16 protein-coding genes are annotated in these 13613 nt (G+C 44.1%); 2 read left to right on the forward strand and 14 right to left on the reverse strand.

The window, feature by feature from the left end; all coding sequences use genetic code 11:
• Positions 1 to 174 precede the first annotated feature (174 nt).
• Complete coding sequence (locus BFI01S_RS18605) at positions 175 to 405, reverse strand: hypothetical protein (protein WP_048011491.1); 231 nt, start codon at positions 403 to 405, stop codon at positions 175 to 177.
• Positions 406 to 550: 145 nt separating this feature from the next.
• On the opposite strand from BFI01S_RS18605, the gene pdaB reads away from it, so the two are divergent.
• Positions 551 to 1303, forward strand: coding sequence for a polysaccharide deacetylase family sporulation protein PdaB (gene pdaB, locus BFI01S_RS18610; RefSeq protein ID WP_061793940.1), 753 nt, complete (start codon positions 551 to 553; stop codon positions 1301 to 1303).
• Between the two features lie 14 nt (positions 1304 to 1317).
• On the opposite strand, the gene BFI01S_RS18615 is transcribed toward pdaB, so the two are convergent.
• Complete coding sequence (locus BFI01S_RS18615) at positions 1318 to 1950, reverse strand: KinB-signaling pathway activation protein (RefSeq protein WP_061793941.1); 633 nt, start codon at positions 1948 to 1950, stop codon at positions 1318 to 1320.
• Between the two features lie 147 nt (positions 1951 to 2097).
• On the opposite strand from BFI01S_RS18615, the gene gerD reads away from it, so the two are divergent.
• Positions 2098 to 2760, forward strand: coding sequence for a spore germination lipoprotein GerD (gene gerD / locus BFI01S_RS18620; RefSeq protein WP_061793942.1), 663 nt, complete (start codon positions 2098 to 2100; stop codon positions 2758 to 2760).
• 46 nt (positions 2761 to 2806) lie between these two features.
• Here the strand turns inward: gerD and salA are convergent, their stop codons facing one another.
• The 12 genes from salA to BFI01S_RS18680 all read right to left on the reverse strand — a co-directional run bounded on the left by salA (position 2807) and on the right by BFI01S_RS18680 (position 13563).
• Positions 2807 to 3865: an iron-sulfur carrier protein/transcriptional regulator SalA gene (gene salA / locus BFI01S_RS18625; protein WP_061793943.1), complete on the reverse strand. Its 1059-nt coding sequence runs from the start codon at positions 3863 to 3865 to the stop codon at positions 2807 to 2809.
• A gap of 122 nt (positions 3866 to 3987) precedes the next feature.
• The gene (gene cwlD, locus BFI01S_RS18630; protein ID WP_061793944.1) at positions 3988 to 4710 is read right to left on the reverse strand and encodes an N-acetylmuramoyl-L-alanine amidase CwlD; all 723 of its coding nucleotides are present in this window, start codon (positions 4708 to 4710) and stop codon (positions 3988 to 3990) included.
• A gap of 103 nt (positions 4711 to 4813) precedes the next feature.
• Complete coding sequence (locus BFI01S_RS18635) at positions 4814 to 5257, reverse strand: YbaK family protein (protein WP_061793945.1); 444 nt, start codon at positions 5255 to 5257, stop codon at positions 4814 to 4816.
• 137 nt (positions 5258 to 5394) lie between these two features.
• A complete protein-coding gene (locus BFI01S_RS18640) occupies positions 5395 to 6663 on the reverse strand; it encodes a glutamate-5-semialdehyde dehydrogenase (protein WP_061793946.1) in 1269 nt (422 codons plus the stop codon).
• Between the two features lie 19 nt (positions 6664 to 6682).
• Positions 6683 to 7801 carry a glutamate 5-kinase gene (gene proB / locus BFI01S_RS18645; protein WP_061793947.1) on the reverse strand — a complete coding sequence of 373 codons (1119 nt, stop codon included), beginning with the start codon at positions 7799 to 7801 and terminating at the stop codon, positions 6683 to 6685.
• A gap of 35 nt (positions 7802 to 7836) precedes the next feature.
• Positions 7837 to 8679 (reverse strand): pyrroline-5-carboxylate reductase, encoded by an 843-nt coding sequence (gene proC / locus BFI01S_RS18650; RefSeq protein ID WP_061793948.1) that lies wholly within the window; start codon positions 8677 to 8679, stop codon positions 7837 to 7839.
• A 356-nt stretch (positions 8680 to 9035) separates the two neighbouring features.
• Positions 9036 to 9428 carry a 30S ribosomal protein S9 gene (rpsI, locus tag BFI01S_RS18655; RefSeq protein WP_048011502.1) on the reverse strand — a complete coding sequence of 131 codons (393 nt, stop codon included), beginning with the start codon at positions 9426 to 9428 and terminating at the stop codon, positions 9036 to 9038.
• 20 nt (positions 9429 to 9448) lie between these two features.
• The gene (gene rplM, locus BFI01S_RS18660) at positions 9449 to 9886 is read right to left on the reverse strand and encodes a 50S ribosomal protein L13 (protein ID WP_009336613.1); all 438 of its coding nucleotides are present in this window, start codon (positions 9884 to 9886) and stop codon (positions 9449 to 9451) included.
• A gap of 448 nt (positions 9887 to 10334) precedes the next feature.
• Positions 10335 to 11072, reverse strand: coding sequence for a tRNA pseudouridine(38-40) synthase TruA (gene truA, locus BFI01S_RS18665; RefSeq protein ID WP_061793949.1), 738 nt, complete (start codon positions 11070 to 11072; stop codon positions 10335 to 10337).
• A 12-nt stretch (positions 11073 to 11084) separates the two neighbouring features.
• Complete coding sequence (locus BFI01S_RS18670; protein WP_061793950.1) at positions 11085 to 11882, reverse strand: energy-coupling factor transporter transmembrane component T family protein; 798 nt, start codon at positions 11880 to 11882, stop codon at positions 11085 to 11087.
• On the reverse strand, positions 11879 to 12748 hold the full coding sequence (locus tag BFI01S_RS18675) for an energy-coupling factor ABC transporter ATP-binding protein (protein ID WP_061793951.1): 870 nt from the start codon (positions 12746 to 12748) through the stop codon (positions 11879 to 11881). Before BFI01S_RS18675 ends, BFI01S_RS18670 begins: the two co-directional genes overlap by 4 nt.
• Complete coding sequence (locus tag BFI01S_RS18680; RefSeq protein ID WP_061793952.1) at positions 12724 to 13563, reverse strand: energy-coupling factor ABC transporter ATP-binding protein; 840 nt, start codon at positions 13561 to 13563, stop codon at positions 12724 to 12726. Before BFI01S_RS18680 ends, BFI01S_RS18675 begins: the two co-directional genes overlap by 25 nt.
• Positions 13564 to 13613: the final 50 nt, after the last annotated feature.

The raw sequence follows: 13613 nt of genomic DNA on the forward strand, positions 1-13613 counted from the left end.
CCGCCGCTCAGAAGCGACTTTCTTAATATATCACATGTCAACTTCGACGTCAACAACTTTTTTCAAGTTGTTTTTATTGGTGCTTTCCGTCATCAGCGACGTTTATTAATATACCAAGATACCAATAAGAAGTCAACAACTTTTCTGAGTTTTTTTCTTCACACCCCAAAAAAATCACCCCTTCTTTTCATGATGCTGGCGGGAACGCATGTATTTCAGGCAATCTGCTGGCGTAGCCATACGCTGAAATAAGGAAAATAAAATTTTGTATCGTTCCTCCATCGCTCTTTTGACAATGTGGTCGATTCGGTCATCTTTTAAATCAAATAATATTTCGTCCATTTCCCGCTTGATCAGATACTCCATTTCTTTTAGCTCTTTTTGGCTTAAAAGCATTCCCATCATTTTGATTGCCTCCAATACATTTTTCAATTTGTTTTTTGTAGTATTTTTCCATTTAAGTTTTTTTATGAATAAATTTTTTATACATGGAAGAGACAAGTACAGCATAGGTATGAGACTAGGAAGGTATCGGACGAGGTGAACGATAATGAACTTTTTTTACGTATTGAATGGTAAGTCTTTAAAACAAATTTCACTGGTTGTCATTGCAGCATTTTTCACGGCGTGGTTCCTCTTCATGCAGAGTTTTGTCCACTTGCCTGCTTTTTCAGCCAAAGACGGGCCTAAGGCGATATACAAAGGGGAAAAGGATATAGCCCTCACCTTTAATATAGGATGGGGGGATGTTAAAGCAGAGCCCATATTGGATATCCTTAAAAAAGAGAATGTTAAATCTGCAACCTTTTTCCTGGCCGGTTCCTGGGCGGAGCGCCATCCGGAGTTGGTTTCAAGGATTGTGAAAGAAGGCTATGAAATCGGAATTCTGGGCTATGGCTATGAAGATTATACAGAGCTTGAAGAGGATAAAATCAGGAGGGACCTTGCAAAGGCGCAGGAGGCATTTAGAAAACTGAATGTTAAAGACATTAAGCTTGTACGCGCGCCAACAGGGCATTTTGATCAGAAAACCTTAAAGGTTGCTGACCGGATGGGTTATACTGTTGTCCATTGGAGCGTCGATTCAAAGGATTGGACGAATCCGGGTGTTGAAAGGATTGCAGAGAATGTATCAAAAGCCAAAAAAGGAGATATCGTACTTTTGCATGCATCCGATTCTGCCAAACAAACAGCCAATGCTCTTCCGCTCATTTTAAATGATATAGAATCCAAGGGGCTCAACTTCGTTTCCGTCTCAGAAATGATTGCTAATGCCGAGACAAAAACGAATGAGATAAAGTAAACAAAAGCCATCCGTTATTTGGATGGCTTTTTAGCTATATCGCTTCTTCGCTTTTGGGAATCTTCATTCAGCTTATGAAGAATAAGCAGCTGATAGGTGTTGCAGACTAATAACGGGATCAGCATTAGATATAGCCAGCTTTCTTCGTTTACCCTTAATACCGGCACCCATTCAATGGCGGTTACGACCACCATGAAGAAGACTGCAGGAATAAATGCATGCTGGTTGGTCTGTTTGGTTTTAATTGCTGCGACCACAAGAGCGATTATAAGAAGAAATGCTGCAACGCCAATATACGGTAACATGCTGTCTCCCTCACCGGCAAAAGCCTTATAGCGGAAATAAACCAAGTCAAATAAAGCAAATAAAATAAGGACAATCTGAATAGGATTCCATAATCCTTTGAAAATCCCCAGTCCAAAGCGGTGTACAGTCAAATAAGCAAAAAAGCCCATTTGGCTTATAATACTGAAGATTAATCCTACACCGATAAGCCAGAACAATACTGACAGAATCTCCAGGAAATCGAAGTCAGTAAAAATAGGCGCAAATTCATCCCAGCGCACAATAAACCCGACAACTCCAGTAGTTATTCCCCCAACTAAAAGAGTTGTTATAAAAAGCTTTACCCAATTACGGCTAGTCAATTTATTTTTCCCCCATAATAAATAAATTCATTCTTATTGATTGTACCAACCAAAGTTTGAAAAATCTAGGCATTGTATTTCCAGCGCATAATATTAGCTGAAAATCTTCATTCTAAAGGTAAGGACACCTCTGAAAGGAGCTTCACCATGAAAAAAAAATTCCGTTTGCTCCTTCCATTAGCGCTAGTGTTTTTCGTATCAGGCTGCGGCCAGGGTGAATCGGGCGCCGGCCAAATGGATTATGAGCAAACTAAAAAAATGGTTGTAGATATATTAAAGACAGATGAAGGAAAAAAAGCACTCGAAGAATTGATGGCTGATGAAAAAATGCAGCAAAAGATGGTCATGGACCAAAAGGTTGTCAGTGAAACCATTGAAAAAACTTTAACTTCCGATAAAGGCACAGAGTTTTGGAAGAAGTCTTTTGACGATCCAAAGTTTGCCGAAAGCATGGCAAAAAGTATGCAAAAAGAAAATGAGCAGCTTTTAAAAGACCTTATGAAGGACCCTGAATACCGGGGAATGATGATAGAAGTTCTTAAAGATCCCGAGTTTGAGAAAGAAGTAACAGATGTCCTTAAAAGCAAGGAATATCGGGAGCACATCCAGAAAGTAATGACTGAGACATTTGAAAGCCCGCTTTTTAAAGCCAAAATTCAGGACATCCTTCTGAAAGCAGCGGCGGAAACGAAAAGCGGCGGTGAGCAAGGCGGACAAGAAAGCGGGGGTCAAGGCGGCGGCCAGGGTGAAGCCCAAGGCGGTGGCGGTGGCGGTGGCGGTGGCGGTGGCGGCCAGGGCGGCGGTGCATAACCCCTATAAGAAAAAACCTCTTCCATTTTGGAAGAGGCTTTTTTCATTATTTACTTTCAATTGTTTGGATAACTTTTCGGGCAATGTCCGTATAGATTTGACCGAGCTTATGGTCTTCATCATAAATGGACGGAGCGAAATCTCTTTCATTCCAATCAGGCTGCTGAAGAGGCAGCTGGCCCAGCACTTCTGTCCGCAGTTCATCAGCAAGCTTTTCACCGCCGCCTTGACCAAATACGTGCTCTCTTTCTCCAGTCAATTGACTCTCGAAGTAGGCCATGTTCTCGATAACACCCAGGATTTCATGCTCTGTGCGAAGTGCCATTGCACCGGCTCTAGCAGCAACAAATGCGGCTGTAGGATGCGGAGTTGTCACAACAATTTCCTTGCAGGAAGGAAGCATTGTGTGCACATCCAGGGCAACATCTCCTGTTCCCGGAGGCAAATCAAGAAGAAGGTAGTCTAATTCACCCCACTCAACTTCATTGAAGAAGCTGTTCAGCATTTTGCCAAGCATCGGCCCCCTCCAGATAATCGGCGCATTATCTTCCACAAAGAATCCCATTGAAATCACTTTTACACCAAAACGTTCAACCGGCAGAATTCGTTCTCCTCTGACCACGGGACGCTTCGTAATGCCCATCATATCCGGAACGCTGAATCCATAAATGTCAGCATCGATCAATCCAACCTTTTTGCCCAGCCTTGCCAGGGATACAGCCAGGTTGACCGAAACGGTGGATTTGCCGACTCCGCCTTTTCCGCTGGCAATAGCAATAAATTCCGTCTTATTACCAGAAGAAAGCAGGCCTTTATCTTCTTCAGCCGCTGCCTCTCTATATTGTGAAAGCACTTCATCCGGAAGCTCACTGAAGCGGATGCCGACGGTCGCTGCTCCTGCTTCTTTTAAAAGATTGACGATTTCCGTCTGAAGCTGAAGCTGTTCAGCTGTACCTGTCTTGGCAACTTGAATCTTAACACTGACATGGTTCTTTTCTTCCTTGATCTTAATTTCTTCAATGGCGTTAAGTTCGCCCAATGTTCTATGTATAAATGGTTCCTTCAAGCCGCTTAAAGCTTCTCTGACTTTCTGTTCAGTTAACATACATTGCACCCGCCTTTTGAATTCGTTTCCATTTCAGTATAACATATTGAATATTCTTTACAGTTAATTGTATCACACCGGAAAAATATTCAAAAAAGAAAAGGCACTTTCTCAGCACCTTTTCATTCCCATGTTTCAGTCAATTCTTTTTCATTGGTATAGTAGCGCATAATTCCATTATAGATGGAGGCAGCGATTTTATCCTGATATTCATCCGTTTTGAGGTTTGCCCGTTCCCCCGGGTTCGATAAGAATCCCACTTCTACTAAGACACCCGGCTTTTTGGCGTACTTTAAGATAAAAACATTGTTTAAAGGCTTGGAATTTCTTTTCGTATTTTCCAGGTTGCGGCGGAGTTCATCCTGTATGAATTTCGCAGCTTTGGCATTTTCCTTTATCCCGGGCGCATAGAAAGTCTGCGCCCCGCTCCATCGGGGAGAAGGAATGGAATTTAAATGGATGCTGACATAAAAATCAGAATTAGACGTATTGATCAGTTCAAGCCGCTTCTTCAGATCTTCTACTTTTCTCCGGCTGTATCCCTTTGTTCCCTCGGGCGCGAGGTCCCTGTCGTCCTCCCTCGTCATGAGCACAAGCGCTCCCTGCTCCTGGAGATAATCCCTGACTTTTAATGATACATCCAGTGCGATATCTTTCTCCAGTGCCCCTTCGTCACCTGCACCGCCATCCGGGCCGCCATGGCCGGGATCAAGCAAGATGATCTTCCCAGTTAAAGGCAGATTCCACGATTCCCAGGAATCATCATCCATAAAGTCATATTGCAAAATAAGAAAAAGGACGATAAGCCCGATCGCAAACCCGCCTATTTTTAACTTTTTCTTCATACGCCCTAATCAGTCCCCTCCTGCTTATCCTCATTTCAATATATGGGACAAGGCGGAGATCTAGAACTTCGATCAGGACAGCTCTTTTAAAGCAATTCACTTTTCAGTGGAGGCGCAATTTATGCCTTCTCTCCCCTTTATTGAATCCTTCCGACCACCAGCTGTTTACATATTGCTCGCACATATAATAAAGGGATTCACTCATAGCCGCTTCCGAACCATGGCCCCAGTAAAGAAAAAAGTTATATAAGGTATCCACTAAATGCTTATGCTCTTTTTCACATCTATTGCGCACCTGATCGAGCGATTCGCCATAGCGCCCAAAACGGCTATAGTTGGCCCCCAGCAAATAGGCTTCAATCGCGACATCATAGCAGGCCTCTTCAATTCCGGCATTCATCATCAGACCGGAGACAAATCTGGAAGAACCAAAAAATTGCTGTACTTTTTCTTTTAAGGCTTTTATTGAGATTTCCCGAAGGACTGATTTTTCATATTTGATCTGCTTCTCTCTTTTTTTCTCTTTGAACGTCGTTATGACAGTCACGCTTTCTCACCCCTTGTAGATAGTCTTTATCTGCAGCGGGAGAGAAATGCAAAAAGCAGCCGCGAAACGGGCTGCCAATTTTTTATGGGTTTAGTTAACGAAAAGCACATGCCGGAGCTGATGCTTTTGAGCGTTTTTTATCGAATCTGTCCATTTCCGGACATGAGATATTTGCGGGTTGTTAATGCAGGCAGACCCATCGGCCCTCTCGCATGGAGTTTCTGTGTGGAAATGCCGATTTCAGCTCCAAAGCCAAGAGCGCCTCCATCCGTGAATCTTGTCGAAGCATTATGGTACAGCGCCGCAGCATCTGTCAGCTGCATGAACTTTTTAGCTGTTTCGCCATTTTCGGTTATAATTGCCTCTGAATGCTTAGTGCCATATTGATCAATATGATCGATGGCCTGTTCAAGACTATTTACGGTTTTCACAGCTAAGTCCAGGCTTAAATATTCATTGGCCCAATCGCTATCATCTGCAGATACCACATCAGGCAATGAAGCTGCTGCAGATTCATCACCATGCACGGTTATCCCGTGATTCTTCAAAGCTTCTGCAAGCAATTCTTTATGCTGATCCAGCCATGCTTCATGTACAATCAGCGTTTCTGCCGCATTACAGACTGCGGGACGGTCGGTTTTGGCATTAATCAGGATATTGATCGCTTTTTCCGGATCTGCTTCCTTATCTACATAGATATGGCAATTTCCAACTCCTGTTTCGAGTACAGGCACCGTCGCATTCTCAACCACTGCTTTAATGAGGGATGCGCCGCCTCTCGGAATTAAGACATCAATATGCTCTTTCATGGTGAACAGCTGCTTTGTCGCTTCTCTGTCTGCTGTGGCAATGAATTGGACAGCTTCTGTAGGTATCTTTGTTTTTTCAAGAGCATCATGAATAATCTCGACTATAGCCTGATTCGAATTCAGTGCTGATGATCCGCCTTTTAAGACAATGGCATTTCCTGATTTCAACGCAAGACCTGCCGCATCAGCAGTTACATTAGGTCTTGCTTCATAAATCATGCCGATGACACCAAGCGGAACACGGACCTCTTCCACCTTCAGCCCATTATCCAAAGTCCAGCCCGACATAACATCTCCAATCGGATCAGGAAGTTCAGCTACCTGACGAAGGCCGTCTGCAAATTCAAAAACCCGCTCCTTCGATAATGACAGCCGATCCAAATATGCCTCTTCGAATCCTTTTTCCCTGCCATTTTCAAGATCGGCCTTATTAGCTGCAAGAATCGATTCATATCCAGTCTCCAGCGCATCTGCAACTGTATGGAGTGCTTCGTTTTTTTCTTCCGTCGTTAAAATACTTAATGCTTTGGCTGCTTTCCTTGCCTTTATTGCCTGTTCTTCTACATTATTTATCTTTACTGCTGATGCAGTAGTCATTGAATCCCTCCTAAAAAGTTTAAACAAGTGCCGGCAGCTTAAAGTCGCGGGAGCATACAAACGTTTCCTGAGCTATGGCCGGTTCAAGCACTTCATCTGCTATATGTCCGCTTAACTGTTCGTTTGAGTAATTAATTCGGCCGAGGCCGATTTCTTTTCCCTCTTCATCCACAATGCGGACAACTGCACCATCCTTAAATCGCCCTTTGACTTCCCGAATATCCGAGCAGTACAGGTTTTCCTGATGATCCACAATAGCCTCTATCCCATGGGAATTGATGGTCACCTTTCCTTCAGGGCCTGAGTGGAATGCAATCCACTGCTTTTCATTATCCAGATTAAATGCATCCGGCTCTGGCGTGAAGTAGGTGCCTCTTGCTCTGCTTTCCACAGCTTCCATTAAAATATTTTCCGTTCCTGCTTTTCCTAAAAAGGAGTCAATTCCCGCAGCCATCGCAATTTTCACTGCCTGGATTTTTGACTTCATGCCGCCTGTTCCTACAGCACTTCCAGATCCTCCTGCAGCAGCTTCAATTTCAGGTGTAATGCTGTGAACCCTCTCCAGAAGAGTTGCATGAGAATTATCATTCGGGTTGCTGTCATAGAGACCGTCAATGTCAGATAAAATAATCAGTAAATCTGCATCGATCAGACCGGCCACTTTTGCAGCCATAGTATCATTGTCTCCGAAGCGCAAGCGGTCGACCGTAACCGTATCATTTTCATTTATGATCGGGATGATGCCGCGCTCCAGCAGCACATTCATGGTGTTATGCATATTGCCATAGCGCTTTTCATCGGAGAAATCGCTTCTGGTAATCAATATTTGTGAAGCTACGTAGCCATGAGATAAAAAGAGTTCTGAGTAAGATTCCATTAATAGCCCTTGACCTATTGAAGCTGCAGCCTGTTTTTCCGGAAGGGAAGAAGGCCGGTCAAGACAGCCAAGCTTCCTATATCCTGCTGCTACAGCACCTGATGACACAACTGCTGTTTCATAGCCGGCATCCTTCAGCTCGACAATTTGCTCAGCAAACTTTTCAAGCTTTCTGCGGCTGATCTCCCCGTGCATGCTTGTTAATGAGCTGCTCCCAATCTTAATAACAACTCTTTTTATCTGCTTTTCATTAATCAACATCCAATACCTCCTGTAAACTTGTAAATCCTTTTCCCTTAGGAAGTGACAAGGGCGTCTTCAAGCTCTTTGCTGATTTCCTTCGAACGTTTGGCGGCATGCTCAACTGCCTGTGTGATGGCTTCGCCTCCGTTGTATCTTCTTAAGGCTTCGAGTCCTGAGGCGGTAGTTCCATTTGGAGAGGTCACTTTCTCTCTTAGAGAAGTTGGCGCTTCTTCTTTTTCAAGCACCATCTTTGCCGCTCCAAAAATCGTCTGGGCGACAATTTTGCGGACAGTCTTTTCATCCATTCCATTTTGTACCCCTACCTGCTCCATGTTTTCCATCAGATAATAGAAGTAAGCAGGCCCGCTTCCAGCTAATCCAGTAAAAACATCCATCTGGTCTTCATCGATGGTATACACTTCCCCCATGCATTCCAGCAATTCCTTTACCATTTCCACATTGGCCATGCTCGTATTCTTTCCTGCCACGACGGCCGTCGCAGATTCCTGAATCATGCTAGAAGTATTCGGCATCACACGCACTACCTGCTGCCCCGCATTTAAATGCTCTTCCATGAACTCTGTTGTAATGCCTGCCAGCACGGAAAGAATCACCTGGCCGGGATATAATTTGTCTTTAATCGAACGAAGGGCTTCTTCTGCCCCCTTTGGCTTCATAGCTAAAATAAATAAATCAATTTCCTCAAACGGAAGCTCGTTTTGCGGCATGGCACATACACCATACTGATCATGAATCTCTTTCAGTCTGTCTGCATTGCTCCTATTCGTTACAAAGACCCGCTCGGGTGACATTTTTTCAGCTGTAATGACTCCTGAGATCATGGATTCCGCCATTGACCCTGCTCCTAAAAATGCGATTGTTTTATTGGCTAACATGGACATCCTCCTTTAGATGAAAAACTGTTCGTATATCCGTTCGTATTTTATCAACGTTATCTATCGTAACATGCTCAAATACAGATTCAAGGGCATTAGGGAAAGATGGGAGGATAAGGGCGAGATAGTGAATGAAAACGCTAACATATACTGTCTAAGCTCCGCTGAGGCTCTCTCATCGTAAATAAACCTCTCTAAGCCCGATATTTGCAATAATATAATTTCCAATTTTTCAACGCTGCCGAAATAAAGCCTCAGCTTGCTGGGTGGGCTGCAGGGAATAAAGGGAGCAGAAGTTAAATAAAATAAGAAAAAAGCTCCCAGCCAAAATGGCTGAGAGCTTTGGTAAGCAATAATTAACGCTTCGAGAACTGAGGAGCACGACGAGCACCTTTAAGACCGTATTTCTTACGCTCTTTCATACGTGCGTCACGAGTTAATAGTCCTGCGCGCTTTAATGTTGGACGGAATTCAGGATCAGCTTGAAGCAATGCACGAGCGATGCCGTGGCGGATTGCGCCAGCTTGACCAGTGTATCCACCGCCGTTTACATTTACAAGAATGTCGTAGCTGTTAACTGTTTCAGTAGCTACAAGCGGCTGCTTTACAACTTCACGTAAAGCTGCAAAAGGAATGTATTCTGTGATTTCACGACCATTGATGATGATTTTACCGTCGCCTGGAACTAAACGAACACGTGCAACGGAGCTCTTACGACGACCAGTACCAATATATTGAACCTGTGCCAAGTTAATAACCTCCCTAAAAATTATCCACGAAGTTCGTAAACTTCAGGTTGTTGTGCTTGGTGCTTATGTTCGCTACCAGCATATACGTGTAATTTCTTGAACATTTGACGGCCAAGAGAGTTCTTTGGAAGCATGCCTTTGATAGCAAGCTCAAGCATTCTCTCAGGGTAGTTTGTACGCATTTCAAGAGCAGTTCTTGTTTTTAGACCGCCTGGGTGCATGCTGTGACGGTAGTAGATCTTGTCAGTGAGCTTTTTCCCAGTAAGTTCGATTTTTGAAGCGTTGATAAGAATTACATGATCACCAGTATCAACATGTGGTGTATAAGTTGGTTTATGTTTACCACGTAGGATTGACGCTACTTCACTAGCAAGACGACCAAGAGTTTTGCCTTCAGCATCAATCACGTACCATTTACGTTCGATATTGTTTGAATTCGCCATAAACGTTGTACGCATCAGTTTCCCTCCTAATAGTTCCATTCATAATCAATTTTTGGTTTATCTATTCGACACAATAAGTTCCGGGGCTTATCGTGGTTTTAATAATAATACCATATGCTATAATATAACTTTGACAGTCTAATGTCAAGCGAATGTTACACCTGGTTTAGTTGTTTTAAAATCTTTTTTTATTTGCGTTTGGCTTTACAACGCGCCCTCGCGGTTCCTCATTAGGATCTTCCAAATTTTTTATAAGATTTTTCTTTATCAATACTATTAGCCCTATGAATGGAGTCCGTTGATTTCCGCTGCGGACACTTGCTTTCCACGGGGAGTATTGAGAGCCTCCTCGGCTTCGCCTGCGGGGTCTCTCACTTTCCTCGCTTCCCGTAGGAGTCAAGTGCCCTCCGCTCCAATCAACCCTGTATAAAAACCAAAATACCACCTTCACCAGCAGATAATCTTAATAAAAAACTTTCCACAAATATAAACCTTGGGGAGGAGCTGTTTTTCCTGCAGCTGATCTGTTTTTTTCTTTAAGGACAGACGGCATGGAATCGGGGGCTCTTTCCCCTGAGCCGACTTCCAAAAGGGTGCCTGTCAGGACCCGGACCATATTATATAAGAATCCAGAGCCTCTAAAGCGGAAGATGAGCATATTCCCTTCTTCAAGCACATCTATCTCCTGAAGTTCCCTGACTTTATCCTCCACTTCCGTCTTGGCGGAGCAGAAGCTTGTAAAATCATGTATTCCTATTAAATCCGCTGCCGCTTGTCTGATAGCATCCGTGTTCAGGGGATAGGCGTATTGGCAGGCATAATGGCGATTAAATGGGTCTCTCCTGGATGATCGGTGCACGAAGTACCGATATTCCTTCCCTTTCGCATCAAAACGGACATGAAAGTCATCAGGCACCGTCTCCGTCCCGATGATGGCCACATCATCCGGCAGCAGGGAATTAAGGGCGATTTCCCATTTTTCAATCGGAATTTTCATAGGGGAATCAAAATGAATCACCTGGCCCCTTGCATGGACCCCTGCATCGGTTCTGCCTGAGGCAGTCACCCTGATGTCTTCTCCTTTATGAAGCTTCTTTAAAGCCCGTTCCAGCTCTCCCTGCACAGTCCGCTTGCCAGGCTGCACCTGGTAGCCTGCAAAAAGGGTGCCGTCATATGTCACAATACATTTAAATCTTTGCATAAGGTCACCCCATTACGTTCTCAACAGGAATAACACCAGGGCCAGGGCTGCAAGCATGGCTAGCATTGCCGTATCCTTCAGGCCCCAGTTAAGCTGCCTGTATTTCGTTCTGCCTTCCCCGCCTCTATATCCGCGTGACTCCATCGCCACAGCAAGCTCTTCAGCCCGTTTGAAAGAACTGACAAACAAGGGAATTAAGAGAGGAATAATGGTTTTAATACGCTCTTTGATGGGGCCGCTTGTAAAGTCGGCTCCCCTGGCTGTTTGGGCCTTCATGATTTTATCAGTTTCCTGCATGAGTGTCGGAATGAAGCGAAGAGATATCGACATCATCAAAGCCAGTTCATGCACTGGAAACTTAACTTTATTTAATGGATTGAGCAGACTTTCCAGACCATCCGTTATTTCAATCGGAGTCGTGGTCAAAGTCAGAATAGAAGTCATCAGAATGAGCAGGAAGAAGCGCAATGAGATAAAAATCCCCTGTCTCAATCCTTCCTCATAGATCGTAATCCATCCAAACCGGAAGAGAACTTCACCCTCTTTTGTCAAAAACAGATGAAGGAATAAAGTGAAAATAACAAGCAGAAGGACCGGCTTCAATCCTGTATAGATGAACCGGATAGGCACCTTCGATAAAGCAATCATAAAAAAGGTATAAACCGTCAGTAATCCATATGTCAGCAAATTATTTGCCAAAAAGACTATGCACACGAATAAGAAAATAAGGACAAGCTTTGAACGGGGATCCATCCTATGGATGACAGACTCAGCCGGAACATAGCGCCCAAAAATCATTTTGTCCATCATGTAGCTGTCCCCCTTTTCATCACAGCAGCAATCTCATCCGTCAGCTCATCCATTGTCAGGCAAGTTTTAGAAAGTCGGATGTTTAGTGATTTTTCCATTTTCAGCTGAAACCGGACAACCTCCGGAACATCGAGACCAAGCTTAAGCAAGCCTTCCGGAGAAGAAAAAATTTCTTTCGGTGTTCCCTTTTTGTACACTTCACCATTGTGCATGATGACAATCTGATCAGCGTAGCGGGAGGCATCCTCCATGCTATGTGTCACAAGCACCGTCGATAGCCCCCTTGTCCCATGAAGGCTGTAGAACATATCCATGATTTCCTTTCGGCCCCTCGGATCAAGTCCTGCAGTAGGCTCATCCAGGACAATGACATCAGGCTCCATTGCCAGCACTCCAGCTATGGCTACACGTCTCATTTGGCCGCCTGACAGATCAAATGGGGACTTGCTTAAAATTTCTTCCGGCAGGCCTACCTGCCCTATAGCTGCTCTGGCTCTTTTTTTGGCTTCCTCTTCTGACACTCCGAAGTTCATCGGGCCAAAGCAAATATCTTTCTCGACCGTTTCCTCAAACAGCTGATGTTCGGGAAATTGAAATACGATGCCGACCCTTTGGCGGATTTCCTTCAGGTTTTTTTGTTTTTTTTCAGGGATGATCTTCCGCTCTCCAATTACTACCTGGCCTTCTGTCGGCTTAAGCAGGGCATTTAAATGCTGGAGGACGGTCGATTTGCCTGATCCGGTATGACCAATGATCGCGAGAAACGTGCCAGATGGAATATCAATGGAGACATCCTTTATAGCGGGACGTTCAAATGGCGTATTAACCTGATAACGGTATTCTACATTTTGGAGTGAGATGTCCATAATTCTTCCACCAACTCTTCTTCAGATAAATAATGCCTTGATAACGGCAATCCTTTTTCTCTTAATATCTTGCTCAGCTTCACAGGAAAAGGAATATCCAGGCCCAGCTTTACAAGCTCCTCATCCATTTGAAAGATCTCCTCAGGTGTGCCTTCCCGATATAGCTGGCCTTTGTTCATGACTATGATGCGATCCGCCTTTGCTGCCTCCTCCAGGTCATGAGTGATGGAGATGACAGTCATGTGATAATCCCGTTTGAGCTCTCTGACGGTTTCTAAAACCTCTTCTCGCCCTCTTGGGTCCAGCATGGAGGTTGACTCATCGAGAATAATAATGTCCGGCCTTAAGGCAATGACACCTGCTATGGCCACTCTCTGTTTCTGGCCGCCGGAAAGATGGTGCGGCTCTTGATTAAGAAATGATGACATTTTGACCTTCTCCAGTGATTCTGTAACACGCTGAACCATGTCATTTCTTTCAATTCCATGGTTTTCTAAACCAAAAGCCACATCATCCCGTACGGTCGTTCCGACAAACTGGTTATCCGGATTTTGAAAAACCATGCCAATCTTCTTTCTTACTTCCCATACCGTCTCTTCACTCAATGAAATTCCGCCTACTGTAATGCTGCCTTCCAGAGGAAAGTGCAGGCCATTTAGCAATTTGGCAAGTGTAGATTTTCCGGAACCATTATGCCCGACTATTGCGAGCCATTCTCCTTTATATATATTAAAAGAGACATTCTCCAGAGCATATGCAGCTTCTGCATCGTACTTAAACGAAACATTTTTTAATTCTACCAGCGGCTCGGTCATTTGAAGTCCTCCTCTCAGCTCTGCTTCTCTATTTCAGCTCTGCTCTTAAC

It is taken from the genome of Cytobacillus firmus NBRC 15306 (assembly GCF_001591465.1).
Taxonomy (GTDB): domain Bacteria; phylum Bacillota; class Bacilli; order Bacillales; family Cytobacillaceae; genus Cytobacillus; species Cytobacillus firmus.